Annotated in this window: 14 protein-coding genes; 11 read left to right on the top strand and 3 right to left on the bottom strand. The window is 50.3% G+C overall.

Annotated features, from left to right (window positions below; all coding sequences use genetic code 11):
* Positions 1 to 199 precede the first annotated feature (199 nt).
* Positions 200 to 1,633, top strand: a complete 1,434-nt coding sequence (gene proS / locus CLOSYM_RS17415; protein ID WP_003509690.1) for a proline--tRNA ligase — start codon at positions 200 to 202, stop codon at positions 1,631 to 1,633.
* Here proS and CLOSYM_RS24360 read toward each other — a convergent pair.
* Positions 1,630 to 1,701, bottom strand: coding sequence for a hypothetical protein (locus CLOSYM_RS24360; protein WP_465239727.1), 72 nt, complete (start codon positions 1,699 to 1,701; stop codon positions 1,630 to 1,632). The genes proS and CLOSYM_RS24360 overlap by 4 nt on opposite strands.
* Before the next feature lie 162 nt (positions 1,702 to 1,863).
* Between CLOSYM_RS24360 and CLOSYM_RS17410 the strand changes: the two genes are divergently transcribed.
* The 5 genes from CLOSYM_RS17410 (at position 1,864) to ggt (ending at position 9,287) form a co-directional block, all read left to right on the top strand.
* Positions 1,864 to 3,090 carry a CCA tRNA nucleotidyltransferase gene (locus tag CLOSYM_RS17410; RefSeq protein WP_003509687.1) on the top strand — a complete coding sequence of 409 codons (1,227 nt, stop codon included), beginning with the start codon at positions 1,864 to 1,866 and terminating at the stop codon, positions 3,088 to 3,090.
* Between the two features lie 20 nt (positions 3,091 to 3,110).
* Positions 3,111 to 4,472 carry an MATE family efflux transporter gene (locus tag CLOSYM_RS17405; protein WP_003509686.1) on the top strand — a complete coding sequence of 454 codons (1,362 nt, stop codon included), beginning with the start codon at positions 3,111 to 3,113 and terminating at the stop codon, positions 4,470 to 4,472.
* Positions 4,473 to 5,262: 790 nt separating this feature from the next.
* Positions 5,263 to 6,126: a helix-turn-helix domain-containing protein gene (locus CLOSYM_RS17395; RefSeq protein ID WP_242828698.1), complete on the top strand. Its 864-nt coding sequence runs from the start codon at positions 5,263 to 5,265 to the stop codon at positions 6,124 to 6,126.
* Between the two features lie 28 nt (positions 6,127 to 6,154).
* A complete protein-coding gene (locus tag CLOSYM_RS17390) occupies positions 6,155 to 7,540 on the top strand; it encodes a sodium:solute symporter family protein (protein WP_021643122.1) in 1,386 nt (461 codons plus the stop codon).
* Positions 7,541 to 7,559: 19 nt separating this feature from the next.
* A complete protein-coding gene (gene ggt, locus CLOSYM_RS17385; protein WP_021643121.1) occupies positions 7,560 to 9,287 on the top strand; it encodes a gamma-glutamyltransferase in 1,728 nt (575 codons plus the stop codon).
* Between the two features lie 189 nt (positions 9,288 to 9,476).
* On the opposite strand, the gene CLOSYM_RS17380 is transcribed toward ggt, so the two are convergent.
* Positions 9,477 to 10,880 (bottom strand): MATE family efflux transporter, encoded by a 1,404-nt coding sequence (locus CLOSYM_RS17380; RefSeq protein ID WP_009297151.1) that lies wholly within the window; start codon positions 10,878 to 10,880, stop codon positions 9,477 to 9,479.
* Complete coding sequence (locus tag CLOSYM_RS17375) at positions 10,870 to 11,331, bottom strand: MarR family winged helix-turn-helix transcriptional regulator (RefSeq protein ID WP_003502637.1); 462 nt, start codon at positions 11,329 to 11,331, stop codon at positions 10,870 to 10,872. The genes CLOSYM_RS17380 and CLOSYM_RS17375 overlap by 11 nt, the downstream gene beginning before the upstream one ends.
* A 173-nt stretch (positions 11,332 to 11,504) precedes the next feature.
* Between CLOSYM_RS17375 and CLOSYM_RS17370 the strand changes: the two genes are divergently transcribed.
* The 5 genes from CLOSYM_RS17370 to citF all read left to right on the top strand — a co-directional run bounded on the left by CLOSYM_RS17370 (position 11,505) and on the right by citF (position 17,478).
* A complete protein-coding gene (locus tag CLOSYM_RS17370) occupies positions 11,505 to 12,482 on the top strand; it encodes a protein kinase family protein (RefSeq protein WP_003502638.1) in 978 nt (325 codons plus the stop codon).
* A 201-nt stretch (positions 12,483 to 12,683) separates the two neighbouring features.
* Positions 12,684 to 14,420, top strand: coding sequence for a phospho-sugar mutase (locus CLOSYM_RS17365; RefSeq protein ID WP_021643120.1), 1,737 nt, complete (start codon positions 12,684 to 12,686; stop codon positions 14,418 to 14,420).
* A 265-nt stretch (positions 14,421 to 14,685) separates the two neighbouring features.
* Positions 14,686 to 14,997 (top strand): citrate lyase acyl carrier protein, encoded by a 312-nt coding sequence (gene citD / locus CLOSYM_RS17360; protein WP_003502640.1) that lies wholly within the window; start codon positions 14,686 to 14,688, stop codon positions 14,995 to 14,997.
* The gene (locus tag CLOSYM_RS17355) at positions 14,982 to 15,920 is read left to right on the top strand and encodes an HpcH/HpaI aldolase/citrate lyase family protein (protein WP_021643118.1); all 939 of its coding nucleotides are present in this window, start codon (positions 14,982 to 14,984) and stop codon (positions 15,918 to 15,920) included. Before citD ends, CLOSYM_RS17355 begins: the two co-directional genes overlap by 16 nt.
* On the top strand, positions 15,913 to 17,478 hold the full coding sequence (gene citF, locus CLOSYM_RS17350) for a citrate lyase subunit alpha (RefSeq protein ID WP_330362921.1): 1,566 nt from the start codon (positions 15,913 to 15,915) through the stop codon (positions 17,476 to 17,478). Before CLOSYM_RS17355 ends, citF begins: the two co-directional genes overlap by 8 nt.
* Positions 17,479 to 17,561 lie beyond the last annotated feature (83 nt).

The raw sequence follows: 17,561 nt of genomic DNA, 5'->3' as shown, positions 1-17,561 counted from the left end.
CCGAAGCGACCCGCCGCAGGCGGAGAATCCCGCGGGCGGGATTCTTTCTTAATTTACAGGAAAGTACCCCTGTTAAATAAAAACCGCTCCGCGGGGGATCGCACTGCGGCGGCAGGGAATTATGTCGTTCCTGTTAAATAAAAACCGCTCCGCGGAGGATCGCACTGCGGGGGGAAGGAAAAATGAGAGGAGAATTGTCATGGCAAAGGACAAAAAATTAGTGGAAGCCATCACATCCATGGATGTGGATTTTGCACAGTGGTACACGGATGTGGTAAAGAAAGCTGAATTAATCGATTATTCCAGCGTAAAGGGATGCATGGTTATCAAACCGGCCGGATATGCTATCTGGGAGAATATCCAGAATGAACTGGACAGAAGATTTAAAGAGACGGGCGTGCAGAACGTGTATATGCCTATGTTTATCCCCGAGAGCCTTCTGGAAAAAGAGAAGGATCATGTGGAGGGATTTGCCCCTGAGGTTGCCTGGGTAACCATGGGAGGCCTTGAGCCTCTTCAGGAGAGGATGTGCGTAAGACCGACATCTGAGACGCTGTTCTGCGATTTTTATGCAAGAGATATCCAGTCCTACCGGGATCTTCCGAGATTATATAACCAGTGGTGTTCGGTTGTCCGCTGGGAGAAAACAACAAGACCGTTCCTCCGCTCCAGAGAATTCTTATGGCAGGAAGGCCACACGGCTCATGCTACGGCGGAGCAGGCAGAAGAGAGAACAGAGCTGATGCTGAATCTCTATGCCGATTTCTGTGAGGAAGTTCTTGCCATGCCGGTTGTACGCGGTAAAAAGACAGATAAAGAAAAATTTGCCGGTGCGGAGGCGACTTATACAATCGAGGCCCTGATGCATGACGGCAAGGCCCTGCAGTCCGGAACCAGCCATAACTTTGGGGACGGATTCGCCAAAGCATTCGAAATCCAGTATCTTGACAAAGATAATCAGTTAAAATACGTTCATCAGACATCATGGGGCATGACAACTCGCCTGATTGGTGCTATTATTATGGTACATGGTGATGATAACGGACTGGTGCTTCCTCCGAGGATAGCTCCCGTTCAGGTTATGATTGTTCCGATCCAGCAGAACAAGGAGGGAGTTCTTGATAAGGCATATGAGCTGAAGGAAGTTCTCTCCGGTTTCAAAGTGAAGGTGGATGATTCCGACAAATCTCCGGGATGGAAATTCAGTGAATCCGAGATGCGCGGAATACCGGTGCGTGTGGAGATTGGACCAAGAGATCTGGCGGAGAACCAGGCAGTTTTAGTGCGCCGCGATACACACGAGAAGATAACCGTTTCCCTGGATGAGATAAATGAAAAAGTAGCAGAGCTTCTCGGCACAATCCAGCACGATATGCTGGAAAGGGCAAAGGCACATCGCGAGGCTCATACGTATGAGGCTGTCAACATGGAAGAGATGAAGGAACTGGCGGATCATAAGCCGGGCTTTATCAAGGCCATGTGGTGCGGCTGCCAGGAGTGTGAAGATCAGCTTAAAGAGTCGGTGGGCGTCACATCACGCTGTATGCCTTTTGCACAGGAAACTTTATCGGATAAGTGCGTATGCTGTGGTAAACCTGCGACAAAGATGGTATATTGGGGGAAAGCATACTAAAGCGTGTTTGATAATTCATTCGGGGCAAACCTCCCGGAAAGTGGGACGCATATCTGACGGAAAGCAATTCAGACACGTTCTGGCGCTCCATCCGGCAGAGAGAATGTGGGATGAAACATAGAAACAGACCGGGACAGGGCATGCAGATGTTTTGCCCCGGTTTTTTTACGGCCGGTTTGCGCAGGCGGCTGCAGGGAATCATGGAGATTGGACAGAAGGGAGCTTAGAATGTGCAGATAATAATACCGAAACAGGTAGAGGAGATTCTTGCCGGGCTTAGAGCAGACGGCTACGAGGCTTTTGCCGTCGGCGGCTGTGTCAGGGACACGCTCCTTGGCAGAGTCCCCGGGGACTGGGATATCACCACATCCGCCAGGCCGGAGCAGGTCAAAAAGGTGTTTGGGAAGACAATCGATACAGGGCTTCAGCATGGAACTGTAACGGTAATGCGGGAGCATGTCGGTTATGAAATTACGACTTACCGGATCGACGGCGAGTACGAGGATGCAAGACACCCGAAGGAGGTGGCCTTTACCTCGGATTTGAAAGAGGATCTGAGACGCCGTGATTTTACTATCAATGCGATGGCTTACAGTCATGAGACGGGGATAGTGGATATTTTCGGCGGCATGAAAGATTTGAAGGAGGGTGTCGTCCGCTGTGTCGGCAATGCCGTGGAGCGGTTTACCGAAGATGCTCTCCGGATTCTGCGTGCCATCCGGTTCTCAGCCCAGTTGAACTTTACAATAGAAGATGAAACCTATGCCGCACTGACCGTGATTGCCCCGAATCTGGCCAACGTGAGCAAAGAGAGGATCCAGGCGGAGCTGACAAAAACACTGCTGTCGGACCATCCCGAACGTATTCTGCTGGTGGAAGAGACGGGGATGAGCCCTTATATATCGGCGGGTTTTCACTCGGTGTTTGGAACCAACATCGGCAGGGTGAGGGAAGCTTGTATGAGGGCATCCGGACTGCCGGCTAGAAAGTCTCTCCGCTGGGCCGCATTTCTTTCGTATGGAGGGGAGGACTGTGCCGCCCAAATCCTGAAAGAATTGAAAATGGATAATGATACGACGGACAGAGTTAAGACTCTGGTAAGGTGGTTTTCAGAAGAACTGCAGGAGGATGACTGCAAAGTAAGGGAAGTTATGAGCAGTATGGAGGACGGCCGGTTCGACGAGCTGCTGCTGCTGAAAGAGAGTTTGCTTCCGGAGGAGGCTGCGGGGACAGGACGTATCAGAAAAACGGCGGAGGCAGTCCGCAGCAGGGGTGACTGTATCCGGATGAGGGATATGGCGGTAACCGGAAAGGACCTGATAGCCGCCGGAGTAAGGCCGGGGCCGGATATGGGAAATATTTTACAAAGGCTGTTCCTGTACGTGCTGAAACATCCGGAATGCAATGAAAAAGAATATCTGCTTAATATGGCAGTGAAAAAAGATACAGAAGAGTAGGTTCGGGAAGGAGTGAATGGATGAGCGAGGCAAATCTGGACGCAAAATATATTCAGATGACGCAGACGCCGGTGGAAAGCCTGATTTGCAGGCTGGCAGTCCCGACGATTATCAGCAACCTGATTACGACGTTTTATAATATGGCCGATACCTTTTTTATCGGCAAAATCAGCACCAGTGCATCCGGTGCGGTGGGAATTGCATTTGCCGTGATGGCTGCTATACAGGCAGTCGGATTTTTCTTTGGCCAGGGCTCAGGGAATAATATTTCACGTCTTCTCGGCAGGCAGGAGACAGATAAGGCGGAACGGCTGGCTGCAGTCGGATTTTATTCTGCGCTTATCGGCGGAGCGTTAATAGCCGCAACAGGACTTATTTTCCTGAAGCCCCTCTGCATTTTGCTGGGCTCCACGGAAACAATCCTGCCATATGCCATGGATTATCTCAAATTTATCCTGATAGGAGCGCCTTATATGGCGGCCTCGCTGGTTCTGAACAACCAGCTCCGCTTTGAGGGAAGTGCATTCTATGGGATGATTGGCCTTACGACAGGCGCCCTTATCAATATAGTCCTGGATCCGATTTTGATATTCGGGTTTAATATGGGGATTTCAGGAGCCGCCCTGGCTACGATTATCAGCCAGTTCGTCAGCTTCTGCCTGCTGTACTGGGGAATCCGCAGGGCAGGTAATGTTCTGATAAGATTCCGGAATTTCAGGCCCTCACGTTATTTCTATAAGATGATAGTAAACGGCGGCCTGCCGTCCCTGTGCAGGCAGTCTATATCCGGAATTGCCATGATATGCCTGAATACGGCCGCCCGTCCCTACGGTGATGCCGCAATCGCGGCTATGGCGATTGTATCAAGGATCACCAATTTCACGAATTCCATACTTCTTGGTTTCGGCCAGGGATTTCAGCCCGTCTGTGGATTTAACTATGGGGCAAAGCTGTATGGGCGGGTGAAGAAGGGATTCTGGTTCTGCGTGAAAATCGGGACTGTGTTTCTTCTGATACTGGCCACAGTGGAATTTGCGGCCGCCCCGTTTTTGATACAGCTGTTCAGAAAGGGCGATGCGCAGGTATTGGAAATCGGTGTCAAAGCGCTGCGGCTCCAGTGCCTTACATACGGCCTCAACGGCTGGGTCATGATCAGCAATATGATGATGCAGACTACGGGAAAGATGTTCCGCGCTTCTTTTATGGGAGTGTCGAGACAGGGCGTATTTCTGATCCCGGGCGTGCTGCTGATGCCGCCTTTAATCGGAATTTTAGGAATTCAAATTGCGCAGCCGCTGGCCGACGCCATTTCTTTTCTTGTATGTCTGGTGCTGCAGATCAGCCTTCTGCGAGAGCTTGACAGGGAGGAAAAGATGAATTAAACAGGGGCTGATAACTGTCCGGCAGGCTATAATCCGCGAGAGCACGCAGTGCGGAGCAATCCGGTTTCAAAGGGGTCAAAAGACCTTTTGACCCCAACATCATAATATCTATTTAATAAGCGGTTTGCACAATATTCGTGCAGGCCGTTTTTATTTTACAGGAAAGCTCTCCTGTTAAATAAAAACCGCTCCGCGGAGGAGTGCAACTCTAAAGAGGGCTTGTTCACTAAGCTCGTTACACTCGCTAAGTGAGCCAATGCCTGCGGCGGCAGGGAATTATGTCGACGAAGCGACCCGCCGCAGGCGGAGAATCATCCCACGAGCGGGATTCTTTCTTAATGATGGCGATGACCTGGCGCGGAGCGTGCAGGCTTAGAAAACAGGAAAAAGTTTTGTATATTCTGCGGATATCGAACCGTATTTAAATGTGCTATATTGGGACATACATTTAAATAGCAAGAAAAGTAACCATAGATACACATAACAACAGGCCGGGCCGGGTAGAGCATGACCCGGAGGAAAACTTAAGACAGATAAAGGACGATGCCTGCGAAGTTCTGCAGGATGCGGACGTCCGGCCGAGGAGGTCAAAAAAAACCAGTAAAGGCACCTGTGAAATGCTACGACGTAATCGTATGCGATATCTGCGGCAGCGGTGTGGATATTGTGGCGGACGATACGGCAAAATTAGGGGAAAGCGGTCGGAAACAGGAGGAAAACGGGATTTATTTCCGATTTTTCCTATTGCCGCCTATTACGAACTGCTAGAATCATGGGAAAGGGGGCTGTTATGAAGATGACAGGAATGATGGGTGAAAGGAACTTTTTTTCTCAGCAGCCATTTTGGGAGGTGACAAAACAGAGAGAAAATTCACTGCTCTGCATGGAAGATTTTAACCTCAGGCTTATGCGCTACAATGTAAACCAGGGACACTCCGGTCTTGACTGTATTCCCGGAGTAGGCCAGCTGGGCCTTGTATTTTCGGTTAAGGAGAAAGATGCGTCGGCTTATGTGTTCGGCGTTCTGCCGGAAAAAAAGGAAATACCGCTGTACGGGATTGAAAATGTATTAATGGTACAGTTTATTCCGGGAAGCTTTACCTGGGCCACTGGGATTCCAGCCGATGAGGTGCCGCCTGAGGGATTTAAGCTGGAAGACGTTTTCCCATGGGCTCTGTCTACGATGGAGGGGATCAATGCGGTGGACAGTGAACAGGAACATTCCCTGCTGCTTCGGAGGTTTTTAGATCAGTGCCAGGCGAAAAAGACGGGAAGAAGGGACAGTGATGAAAAGATGGCTGCCTCCATCGCCGGATATATGATACAAAACAGAAGGGCAGTTAGGATGAAGGAACTGGAGGATCGATACGGCTATACGGCCAGGACGCTCCAGAAACTGGTGCTGAAAAATGTGGGGATTACACCAAAGCAACTGAGCCTTCAGATTTGTCTGCAAAGTGCAATACGTCAGTTGTCGGATAATAAGGAGTGCTCTCTGACAGAAATGTCCCATCAGATGGATTTTTATGATCAGTCTCATTTTAACAGAATATTCCGCAAGATGACCGGCCTGTGCCCGGGAGAATACATTAAGCGGCTGGAAGGCCGCGCGGCGGGGGAGGAGCCGAAGCAGATTAAACATGCTTTAAGCTGAAGCGGAAAAGAAAAGAGGAGGTCGTTATATGTTAGTAGCAACATGGATTATTACGTTCGTATTGATTATCGGGGTCGGTATTTATGCAGGAACAAAAATCACCAGCTCCAGCCAGTGGTCCGGCGGAGACAAGACCATGGGTGCCTTTGCCATCGGAGCCGTTCTCGGCGCATGGCAGATTGGCGGCATGAGCATTGTGGGAGCGGCGCAGAACGGCTATACCATGGGTATTGCGGGCTGCTGGTATTCCATTGCAGGAGGCGTCTATTTCCTGCTGGTGGGGGCTTTGTCCAAGGTACTTCGTGAAAATATGGTCAGCGAGGCTCTTCCGGATTTTCTTGCCAGAAGATATTCCACTCCCCTGGCCAGGCTCCAGTCATACATCTGGGTGATATTCGGATGTATTTATATTCCGATACAGCTTAAGACAATTGCTTCCATTATCCAGATTGTAATCCCGAGTTTTAACTCTGCGGCCGCCATGGTCTGCGGCGTAACCATCGCAGCTGTCTACACCGGCTTTGCAGGAATGAAAGGATCTTCGGCGATCGGTCGTATTGTTTGTATTTCCACCTATGTGCTGCTGATTATCTTCGTCGTGAAGAATCTGGCCGGCTTTGGCGGTTACGGCGGACTGATATCGCAGCTTCCAAAGGATTACGATAAACTGATTGTACCGGCTATGCCGACACAGCAGATATTTGCCTGGGCCGTCGGCGGCGCCTTAAGTTCGGCCGTTATGCAGTCGGTGCTTCAGCCGGTACTTGCGGCCAGGGATGCAAAGGCCAGCCGTAACGGCTGTATTATCGGATATATTTTTGCAGCTCCTATCTGTATCCTGACGGCCATTGTAGGCATGATGGGACGCGCGGCAAACGACGGACTGGGTGACGGTGCAACGGCATTCGCCTGGACGGTTAAGGAATTCAGTTCCCCTCTATATGCAGGTATCATCTTTGCCGTATGTACAATGATTATTGCAGCCACGATGGCTACGATGATGATGGCTACGGGAACGATTCTTACCAACATATATAAAACACAGATTAACACAAAGGCGTCCGACAGGCAGATTCTGAATGTATCCCGCTGGGGCACCATCATCCTGGCATTCTTCACCCTGATTCCCGGATTCCTGATTCCGTCCGCACAGCTAACCGATTTGTTCCTTACGCTGACCTACAGCGTTACGGCTCCGTTCAGCTTCTGCGTAATTATCGGAATCCTCTGGAAAAAGGTGAATTCAAAGACAGCCACCGCCAGTACATTGGTGGGTATTATTGTAGCGGTAGCCTGGGTCATTCTCGGCTTGAATGCGAAAATCAATATCGTATATCCTGTAATTATTGCCAGCTATACGGCGGGAATTATAGTGACGCTTCTCACATCGAAAGAAGATACGGCGAAAGCCTGATATAAAAGGAGAGAATAGTATGCCAAACAGACCATATCTTGGAAAGGAAGTTTCCGAAATTGCAATGTACAAGCCCCATGCCGCCGGGACGGAGGGAGCGGTGAGCTGCAATAACCCGTATGCTGCCGCCGCAGGCCTGGAAATGATGAAAAAAGGCGGAAATGCCATTGACGCCGCTGTGGCCGTATCCCTGGTTCTGGGAGTCGTGGAGCCATATCACAGCGGAATCGGCGGAGGCTGTTTCCATATCGTGTACCATAAAGAATCAAATGAATTTTTTGCCGTGGACGCGCGGGGCGTCGCCCCTCTGGGAGCCTGGCAGGATATGTTCCTGGATGAGGACGGCGGGGTGGATTTGAACCTGACCGAGTTTTCCGGCCGCGCCACAGCCGTTCCCACTTTCTACCGCGCCATGGATAATGTCCTTAAAAAATACGGGACAATGACCTGGAAGGAAGTTTCAGAGCCGGCCATCCGGCTGTGCCGCGAAGGATTTGCCTGCGGTTTTGCTTATGCGAGAATTTCAAACACGCCGGAGGCGGAACATAATAAAGCGGAGTATGAGGGTTTTGCTGAGCTTTATCTGAATGAAGGAAAACCAAGGGAATATGGTGAGATTATCACAAATCCGGATCTTGCGGATACGCTGGAGGGCGTGGCCAGGAACGGAGTGGATTGGTTCTATATCGGGCCTGTTGCCGATGATATTGTGAAGCACGTACAAAAGCATAAAGGCATCCTGGTAAAAGAGGATCTGGAAAAATGCACCCCAATCGAACGAATGCCGGTCAGGGGAACCTACAGAGGATATGATGTGGTTTCGATGGCTCCGCCGTCCTCCGGGGGCAGCCATATTATACAGATGCTGAATATTCTGGAACAGTTTGATTTGGAGAAAATGGGCTTTCATTCGGCGGACAGCACCCATGTGCTGGCAGAGACGATGAAGCTGATGTTTGCCGATCGTTCCGTGGCAATGGGAGATCCTGATTTTGTGGAGGTACAGGTTGACAAAATCATTTCCAAAGAGTATGCAAAGGAGCTGGCGTCCAGGATTGACATGAACAGGGCCGGGGAATACGCTCCGACGGAAGGGATCGATGCGAAAGAATACAGAGGCTGTACCTCCCATTTTTCCGTGATGGACAAGTATGGCAATGTATTTGTACAAACCCAGACGATCCGCAACTGGTGGGGCTGCGGAGTAGTAATTCCGGGCAGAGGCTTCATAATGAATAATACAATGGCCGATTTCAGTCCCAAAGTGGGAGTCAGGACAACGCAGGGCCTTGCCTACGGTATGGCCAATGCGGTGCGTCCCGGAAAAACGCCTCTTTCCAGCATGTCCCCGACTATCGTACTGAAGGACGGGGAACCGGTTCTGGCCGTGGGAAGCGCAGGCGGACCGAGAATTATCACCAGCACGCTCCAGTTGATTATCAACACGCTGGACTACGGCATGATGATGGATTCGGCAGTCAAAACCCCCCACATGTGCTGCCTGACCAGAGATCAGGGCCTCGAGCTGGAGGAAGGATTCTCGCCTGACACGGTGAAGCTTCTGGAGGCCAGAGGCCATAAAATAGCCGGAACAACAGATTTTGGAGTGCTTCTCGTGATGCCGAACGGCATTATGAAGAAGGACGGACAGTTCTTCCCCGGAGGAACCAGCCGGGTAGACGGCGGAGGCGGTGTGCTGACCAAAGCAGGCACGGCGGCAATCGACGGAATCTGTTTCAAGTTTTAGCCTTCATTCCCTGTATTTCAGTAGTGCGGGAGACAGCTAAAAGCTCAGGGAACCAGGTGATTCAACCTGTGTTCCCTGAGCTTTTTATCATTGAAGGCGGTGACCTGTGCGCGGACCACGCAGGTTATCGTTTAACAGGAAAGCTCTCCTGTCAAATTAAAACCGCTCGCGGGATTTTGTCTTATGCTGTTAAGCAGCTTCGCTTTCATATTTGCCAAGGCGCTTATATTCTCTTGTAAACAGAATCGCCGTTGTACTGACCGCGATAATATCCGCAATCGGTTCCGCTATAAACACGGCCAGAACCTGGTTGCTGATAAACTGCGGCAGGATGAAAATCAGTGGAATTAACAGCAGAACTTTCCGCAGCAGGGCAAGAAAAACAGAGGTTTTCGCATTGCCCAGGGCGATGAAGGTCTGCTGGCAGGCGATCTGGATACTGAAAATCAGGGATGCGGCCATATAGATACGCATTGCCCAGACAGTAAACTGTGTCAGCTCCGCATTGCTTGTGAAGATGGCGATAAATACTCTTGGTGCAAACATACAGATGGACCATAAAATTGCGGCGTAGCAGATGGAGGAACGCAGAAGCAGGTGGAAGGCCTTTTTCACACGGTCGATATTGCCGGCCCCGTAATTAAAGCTGATAATCGGCTGTGCGCCCTGGGTCAGGCCCTGAAGCGGCAGCATGGAAAACTGCATAACGCTGGTCAGGATCGTCATCGCACCGACCGCGATATCCCCGCCGTATTTTAACAGGCTGGTGTTAAAGCAGACGGACAGCACACTCTCGGTAAACTGCATGATAAAAGGCGCAAGGCCCAGCGATACGCAGGTGCCGATGATGCCCGGATCGAGCTTCATATTCTGAAGTTTGATTTTCAGAAGACTTTTTTTGCCGGTCAGGAACTTGAGGATCCAGATACAGGATACGGCCTGTGAGATAATTGTGGCCCAGGCGGCGCCCCGTACGCCCATATTCAGTGCGAAGATGAAAATAGGGTCAAGTATAATATTGCATACGGCGCCGATGGCAACCGTCATCATGCCGATTTTCGCATAGCCCTGTGCATTGATAAAAGCATTGAGTCCCAGCGCAAGCTGAACGAAAATCGTGCCGCACGCGTAGATTTCCATGTAGGCCCATGCGTATACGATTGTCTTTTCGCTGGCTCCGAACATCAGCAGCACGGAACGGCCGAACAGGAGGAAGAGGGTGGTCAGGGTGATGGAGATAATTAAGAGCATGGAGGTACAATTGCCCAAAATCTTTTCTGCCTGATCATTTCTCCCCTTTCCCATCATAATGGAAGCCCTGGGAGCGCCTCCCATGCTCACCAGAGCGGCGAAGGCGGAGATACACATGATAACCGGCATCGTAACACCTACGCCGGTCAGGGCATCTGGCCCGATATGTTCAATATGGCCGATATACATCCGGTCTACCATATTATATAATACATTAATGATTTGTGCCAGGATGGCGGGAAACGCCAGGTTAAAAAGCAGTTTTCCTATCTTGTCATGGCCTAAGTCGGCCTCCTTTGAAATGCCGGAACCGGCATTCTTTGATGTGGAATTATTCAGCATGATTTTCTTTCCCCTTTAATAATTGTTCTGTATTAATAAGCAGTTTATCCAGAGTAGCGGATGTGATACGAAGCTCCTCCGGTGTGATACCGCATTCAATTTTACCGGCCAGCTCTTTTTGCTTGACCGCAATCCGTTCCGTGATCGGCCGGCTCTTTTCACTGAGCTTCAGGTGCATGATCCTCCGGTCGGCCGGTTCGCGGACGGCTGTCAGATACCCCTCCCTGCAAAGCGAATCCACGGATCGCGCGACCAGTCCTTTGGAGATGCCTTTGCAGCGGACGATGTCGGTGGCGGTATCAAGATCCGGGGCGTTGTTATACAAAAATAAAATAACAGCGATCTCATTTGGAGTAAACTGGTACTCTGCCAGCTCGTGCTGATAGAACCTGCGGTATACCTTATCCATCTTCTGAAATTTTTCAAAAAATCTGCCGGGTGTTGCAAGCAATCGATGTTCCCTCCTTGTTTGAAGTTTATTATTGAACTGTTCAAAAAGAAACTATAATACCTTCAGGGAGATTTGTCAATACTATAAATCTATGGCATGTCCGGTACATATTTATGGAAAAGAGAACATACCCTAGAAGTAGCTTAAAAGAAAGTTGTCTGGAGGGGTGAAGCGTGAACGACAGAAATACGGAAGTTTTAGAGCAATATGAACTTGAAATCAAGGCGTTTCGCAGAGGCAGGGGAGCCTGGGTCTGCGAAACCGACAAAGGGCTGAAGCTGCTCCGTGAATATAAAGGGACGGTAAAACGCCTGGAATTTGAAGAGGAGGTTCTCCGGTCACTTCAGGAGGGCGGAAGCTGTTTTGTCGATCAGTATATCAGAAATAAGGAGGGCGAACTGCTCTCAACGGCCGGAGACGGCTGCCGGTATGTGGTAAAGGACTGGTTTTCGGACAGAGAATGCAACATCCGGGATGAGGAGGAGATTACAGGCGCTGTGTCACAGATTGCGCGTCTGCACAAAGCTCTCAGGAAGATAGAGACAAAAGATGATTGGAACTTAGGCTCCATATTATCGGAACCAATGACGGAAGAGATGGAACGCCATAACAGGGAGCTTCGGCGCACTAGGAATTTTATCAGCTCCAAGCGGAAGAAATCAGATTTCGAACTTTGTGTGATGGGAAATTTTTCAATGTTTTACGAACAGGCCCTGGAAGCCTGTGAAGGACTGGGGAGAATGGTGAGTGAAACGGGAGCGCCCGAACATTATCTCTGCCACGGTGAGCTGAACCAGCACCATATTCTGATGGGGCCGGGATACACGGCGGTGATTGAATTTAATAAAATGCATCTGGGGGTTCAGGTGGCGGATCTTTACCATTTTATAAGAAAAGCCATGGAAAAGCACGGCTGGAATATGAAGCTGGGAATGCGCCTTTTAAATTCCTATGACAGAGTCCTGACAATGGGGGAGAAGGAGCGGGAATATCTATACTATCTGTTCCTGTACCCTGAAAAATACTGGAAACAGCTCAACTTTTATTACAATGCGAACAAGGCATGGATCCCGTCCAGAAACGTCGAGAAGCTGCAGAATCTGGAAATCCAGCAGAAGGACAGAAATGAATTCCTGAAACATATCAGATGACGGAATCATTGGCGGCAGCGCATTCAAAATAACTTTATTTTTTGAGGGAAGTATACTATAATTATGGTTAGAGTGCGGCAGATTATACTGCTCACCGGCAGTATGCCCCATAGGAGTGGGAGACGCTGTCCCGCGAGGTGCTTTGGGTAAGAGTTCATTTTGCGCGAAGATCTCAACAAATGTACAGGAGGAGTATCTTATATGAAGGATTACATGAAGATTTATAAAGAGTGGCTGGATAATCCATACTTTGACGAGGCGACAAAAGAAGAATTAAGAAATATCGCCGGTGATGAAAATGAAATCAAAGAGCGGTTTTACATGGATCTGGAATTCGGTACGGCCGGCCTTCGCGGTATTATTGGCGCAGGAATCAACCGTATGAATATTTACACAGTCCGCAGGGCGACACAGGGACTGGCTAATTACATTATCAAACAGGGAGGAGCCGGCAAGGGCGTTGCAATCGCATACGATTCCCGCCGCATGTCACCTGAATTTGCCGAGGAAGCGGCTCTGACTCTGGCGGCCAATGGAATTAAAGCATATAAGTTTGAATCACTCCGACCGACCCCGGAGCTTTCTTTCGCAGTGCGGGAGCTGGGCTGTATCGCAGGTATCAATATTACTGCCAGCCACAACCCGCCGGAGTATAACGGATACAAGGTTTACTGGGAGGATGGCGCCCAGTTTACGCCGCCTCATGATAAAGGCGTAACGGAAGAGGTTATGGCGATCACCGATCTGTCCACTGTCAGGACGACAGACGCACAGAGTGCCAGGACGTCCGGAAACTATCAGATTATCGGGCAGGAGATTGACGATAAATACATAGCCCAGGTGAAGGCCCAGGTGGTAAACCAGGGGGCTATCGATAAGATGCAGGATCAGATTACCATTGTCTACACACCGCTGCACGGAACCGGCAACATTCCGGCCCGCCGTGTAATGAAGGAGCTGGGCTTTACCCATGTTTTCGTAGTGCCGGAACAGGAGCTGCCGGATGGGGAATTCCCGACCGTGAGCTATCCGAACCCGGAGGCAAAGGAAGCCTTTGAGCTGGGACTGAAGCTTGCGAAGGAGAAGAACGCCGATTTGGTTCTGGCTACCGATCCGGATGCCGACCGTCTTGGCGTCTATGTCAAAGATACAAAGTCAGGTGAATATATCCCGCTGACAGGAAATATGTCGGGCTCCCTGCTCTGCGAATATGTGCTGAGCCAGAAGAAGGCAAAGGGAGAGATTCCGGCCGACGGCCAGGTGGTTAAATCAATCGTAACGACAAATCTGGTGGATGCCGTGGCGAAATATTACGGTGTGGAGCTTGTTGAGGTTCTGACCGGATTTAAATGGATCGGCCAGAGGGTTCTTGAGAATGAGAAGACAGGAAAAGGAACGTATCTGTTTGGCATGGAAGAGAGCTATGGCTGCCTGATCGGCACCTATGCCCGTGATAAGGACGCAATCTCAGCGACAGCAGCGCTCTGTGAGGCCGCCGCTTATTATAAAGAAAAGGGAATGACCCTCTGGGACGCTATGGTAGAGATGTATGAGAAATACGGCTACTATAAAGACGAAGTACAGGCCATCGGCCTTAAGGGAATTGAAGGACTGGCTAAAATCCAGGAAATCATGGAATATTTCCGTTCCAACACCCCGGCAGAGATCGGCGGGTATAAGGTTCTTTCGGCAAGAGATTATAATGCGGGTACGGTGAAAGATATGACGACCGGAGCGGTGGAGCCGACCGGCCTCCCATCCTCCAATGTCCTTTATTACGATCTGGAAGACAATGCATGGCTCTGCGTAAGACCGTCCGGTACGGAACCAAAGATTAAGTTTTATCTGGGCGTGAAAGGTTCTTCCCTGGAGGATGCGGATGTAAAAGCAGCAAAGCTTGGGGAAGCGGTGATGGAGACGGTGAATAAACTGCTGTAGTGATTTTTATGAATGGCCGCTGCAATTGCAAAGGAATGAAGTGATTCATTTTATATGCGATTGCAGCGGCCATTTTTAAATTCAACGCGGACGGAATATGAAATACTTATGTGAAACATCTTAAACATATATTTTTAATTATATCACAAGAGTGTTATACTGAAGTTACGATTCACAGCCTGTGTTCCGCAAAGCGTTTTATGTTTTTAGAGGTGCGGAGAGCCACATAACAGGCAAACACTGTATTTTTAAGAGGGAGGAACCTATGCTTATAAAAAAACCGGCCGTCTGCGGAACACTGGAATCCAGCGATGTGCAGATTACAATCAGGCCAAATGAAGGAAATGGAATCCGGATAGAGCTGGACAGTGTCGTGAAAACGATTTTCGGCGACGAGATTATCAGGACAGTGCAGGAGGTTCTGAATGAGTTTGAAGTAAGGGACGCTGATATCAGCCTGGTGGACAAGGGGGCGCTCGATTGCGTGATACGTTCCCGGATGCAGGCCGTCATACTCAGAGCCTCCGGGGAGCAATACGACTGGTCGAAGGAGGACGCGCTATGGAAAACAGCATAAAAGTGGATGCCGGCAAAACAGGGAAAAGGAGCGGCTTAAAAAGGACGTCTCTCTACGCCAGCGCCTCCAGCCCGGTTAATATGATCCAGGCGGCATTTTACGAGGAGGACTGTCTGGTTTATGATCTCGAAGACTCTGTATCGGCAGCGGAAAAGGATTCGGCAAGATTCCTGGTATGCAATGCGCTGCGTTACCACAGGCCTAAAGACAAGTATGTGGTGGTTCGCGTCAACGGCATTTATTCTGAGTATATAGAAGAGGACTTGGAGGCCGTTGTCAGGGCCAGGCCGGACGCCATCCGAATTCCCAAGGTAGAATACGGAAAAGAAGTGAAATCCATCGCTTCCCGGATATCGGAAATCGAGAAAAAAGCCGGTATTGAGGAGGGCAGCATTAAACTATGGTGTAATATCGAATCCTATATGGGAGTTCTTAACGCAAGGGAAATCGCCATGGCCGATCCGCGGGTGGAAGCGATGGCGCTGGGGGCTGAAGATTTCACGGCCAGCATGGGAGCTTTGAGAACCAGAACCGGTATGGAAGTATTCTATGCGCGCAACGCAGTGCTTCTGGCGTGCCGCGAGGCCGGGATAGACGCGCTTGACATTGTATTTTCCAACATTAACGATATGGAAGGACTGAAAGAGGACGCCGCACTTTCCAGAAATCTCGGGTTTGACGGAAAGACGGTGATCCATCCCCGCCAGATTGAGGCGGTGAATGCCTGCTTTGCTCCCAGCGAGAAGGAAGTGCGCTATGCAGTCCGCGTGCTTCAGACACTGGAGGAAGGAAGCAGGATGGGGAAAGGCGTTATCACATTGGACGGCAGCATGCTGGATAAACCGATGGAGCTGAGGGCCAGAGCCACACTGGAAAAGGCCAGGGCAGCAGGGATGAATGCGGGAGGTGGTTATTTTGATTAAGAATGCAGTTGGAAGAGAACTTCCCGAAATGATAGGAACCTATCAGGTGAGGCCCTTTGCCGGAATCGACTCAGACTGTTCTTCCGATCAGCCGGTTATGTCAAACCGGCGACTGTCAACCGTGAAACCGGGGGAAGAAAAATTGCAGCCGGGATTAAAAGCGGCGGTTGAGGCCAGCGGACTAAAGGATGGAATGACGATTTCATTTCACCACAGTTTCCGCGAGGGCGATCAGGTGATTGGCCGCGTATTGAGCGTGATAAAAGAACTGGGGATAAAAGGGCTTAAATTTGCTCCGAGTGCAGTTGTCAATATTAAGAACCCGTCAATTGTCGATTACGTGAAGGACGGCACAATCGCCAGTATCGAGGCCAGCGGAATCAGAGGGGAACTGGGCGACGAAGTGTTGGGGGGAGTTATGGACGAACCGGTAATCCTGCGCCCCCACGGAGCCAGGCCAAGAGCCATAGAGGCAGGGGAATTGTCCATCGACGTGGCATTTATCGGCGCGTCGGCGGCCGATGATTACGGCAATGCGACGGGCCTTGTGGGGCCAAATGCCTGCGGCGCGCTGGGTTACTCCTTTATCGATGCGATGACGGCGGGAAAGGTGATCGTCATTACCGATCATCTGGTGGAATACCCCTGTATTCCGATCAGTATTTCCCAGGAGTATGTGGACTACGTGGTGGTTGTGGATTCCATCGGCGATACGGCAAAAATCGGAGCGGGAGCGGCCCGGGTTACAAAAAATCCCAGGGATTTACTGATAGCCAAACGAGCGGTTGAGGTAATGGCGGCATCGAGACGTTTTACAGACGGATTCGTCTTCCAGACGGGAGCCGGAGCCATCAGTATCGCCTGTACTAAATATCTGGAAGAAAAGATGGAGGAACGGGGCGTTAAAGCGTCCATGGCCCTGGGCGGAATTCCCGCTGCGATTGTGGAAATGCACGAGAAAGGCCTGGTCCGCACCGTGGCCTGCTCCCAGTCTTTTGACGCGGTTGCCGCAAAGGCAATCGTGGATTATCCGGGAATCATCGAGATTGATAATTCTCTCTATGCCAATCCGGCAAGAAAGGGATGCATGCTCAACCGGGAGACATTCGGCATTCTGGCGGCCCTGGAGGTGGACATTGATTTCAACGTCAATATCCTGACCGGATCCAACGGGGAGATGATGGGGGGCCTTGGGGGAGGTCCCGATGTGGCGGCAGGGGCGCAGATTTCCATAGTCGTGCTCCCGATTGTAAGAGGGCGGATTCCGTCGGTTGTGAAAAAAGTATTTACCTGCTGTACACCGGGGGATACGGTGGCGGTCGTTATAACGGAGGCGGGCATTGCGCTGAATCCGAACCATAAAAATTATCAGGAATTAAAAGAAGACCTGGAAAAGACGAGCCTGAAGCTTGTCACAATCGAGGAACTGCGTCAAACCGCCGAAGGACTGACGGGAACACCGAAACCAATCGAATGCACAGATAAAATCACCTGCATTGTCGAGTACAGGGACGGGACGGTTCTGGATGTGATTCGGGAAATAAAAAAGCAGGATTAAAACTGCTGTAGATCCATAAGTCGAAATGGAGATTTAACTGAGGTTGGGGGGACGCGTCCGGAACGGACCATGTCCGGTGTGGT

This window comes from [Clostridium] symbiosum ATCC 14940 (assembly GCF_000466485.1).
Classification (GTDB): domain Bacteria; phylum Bacillota; class Clostridia; order Lachnospirales; family Lachnospiraceae; genus Otoolea; species Otoolea symbiosa.
Note: the sequence above shows the minus strand (reverse complement) of the source record. Positions and strands in the feature narration are given on the sequence as shown.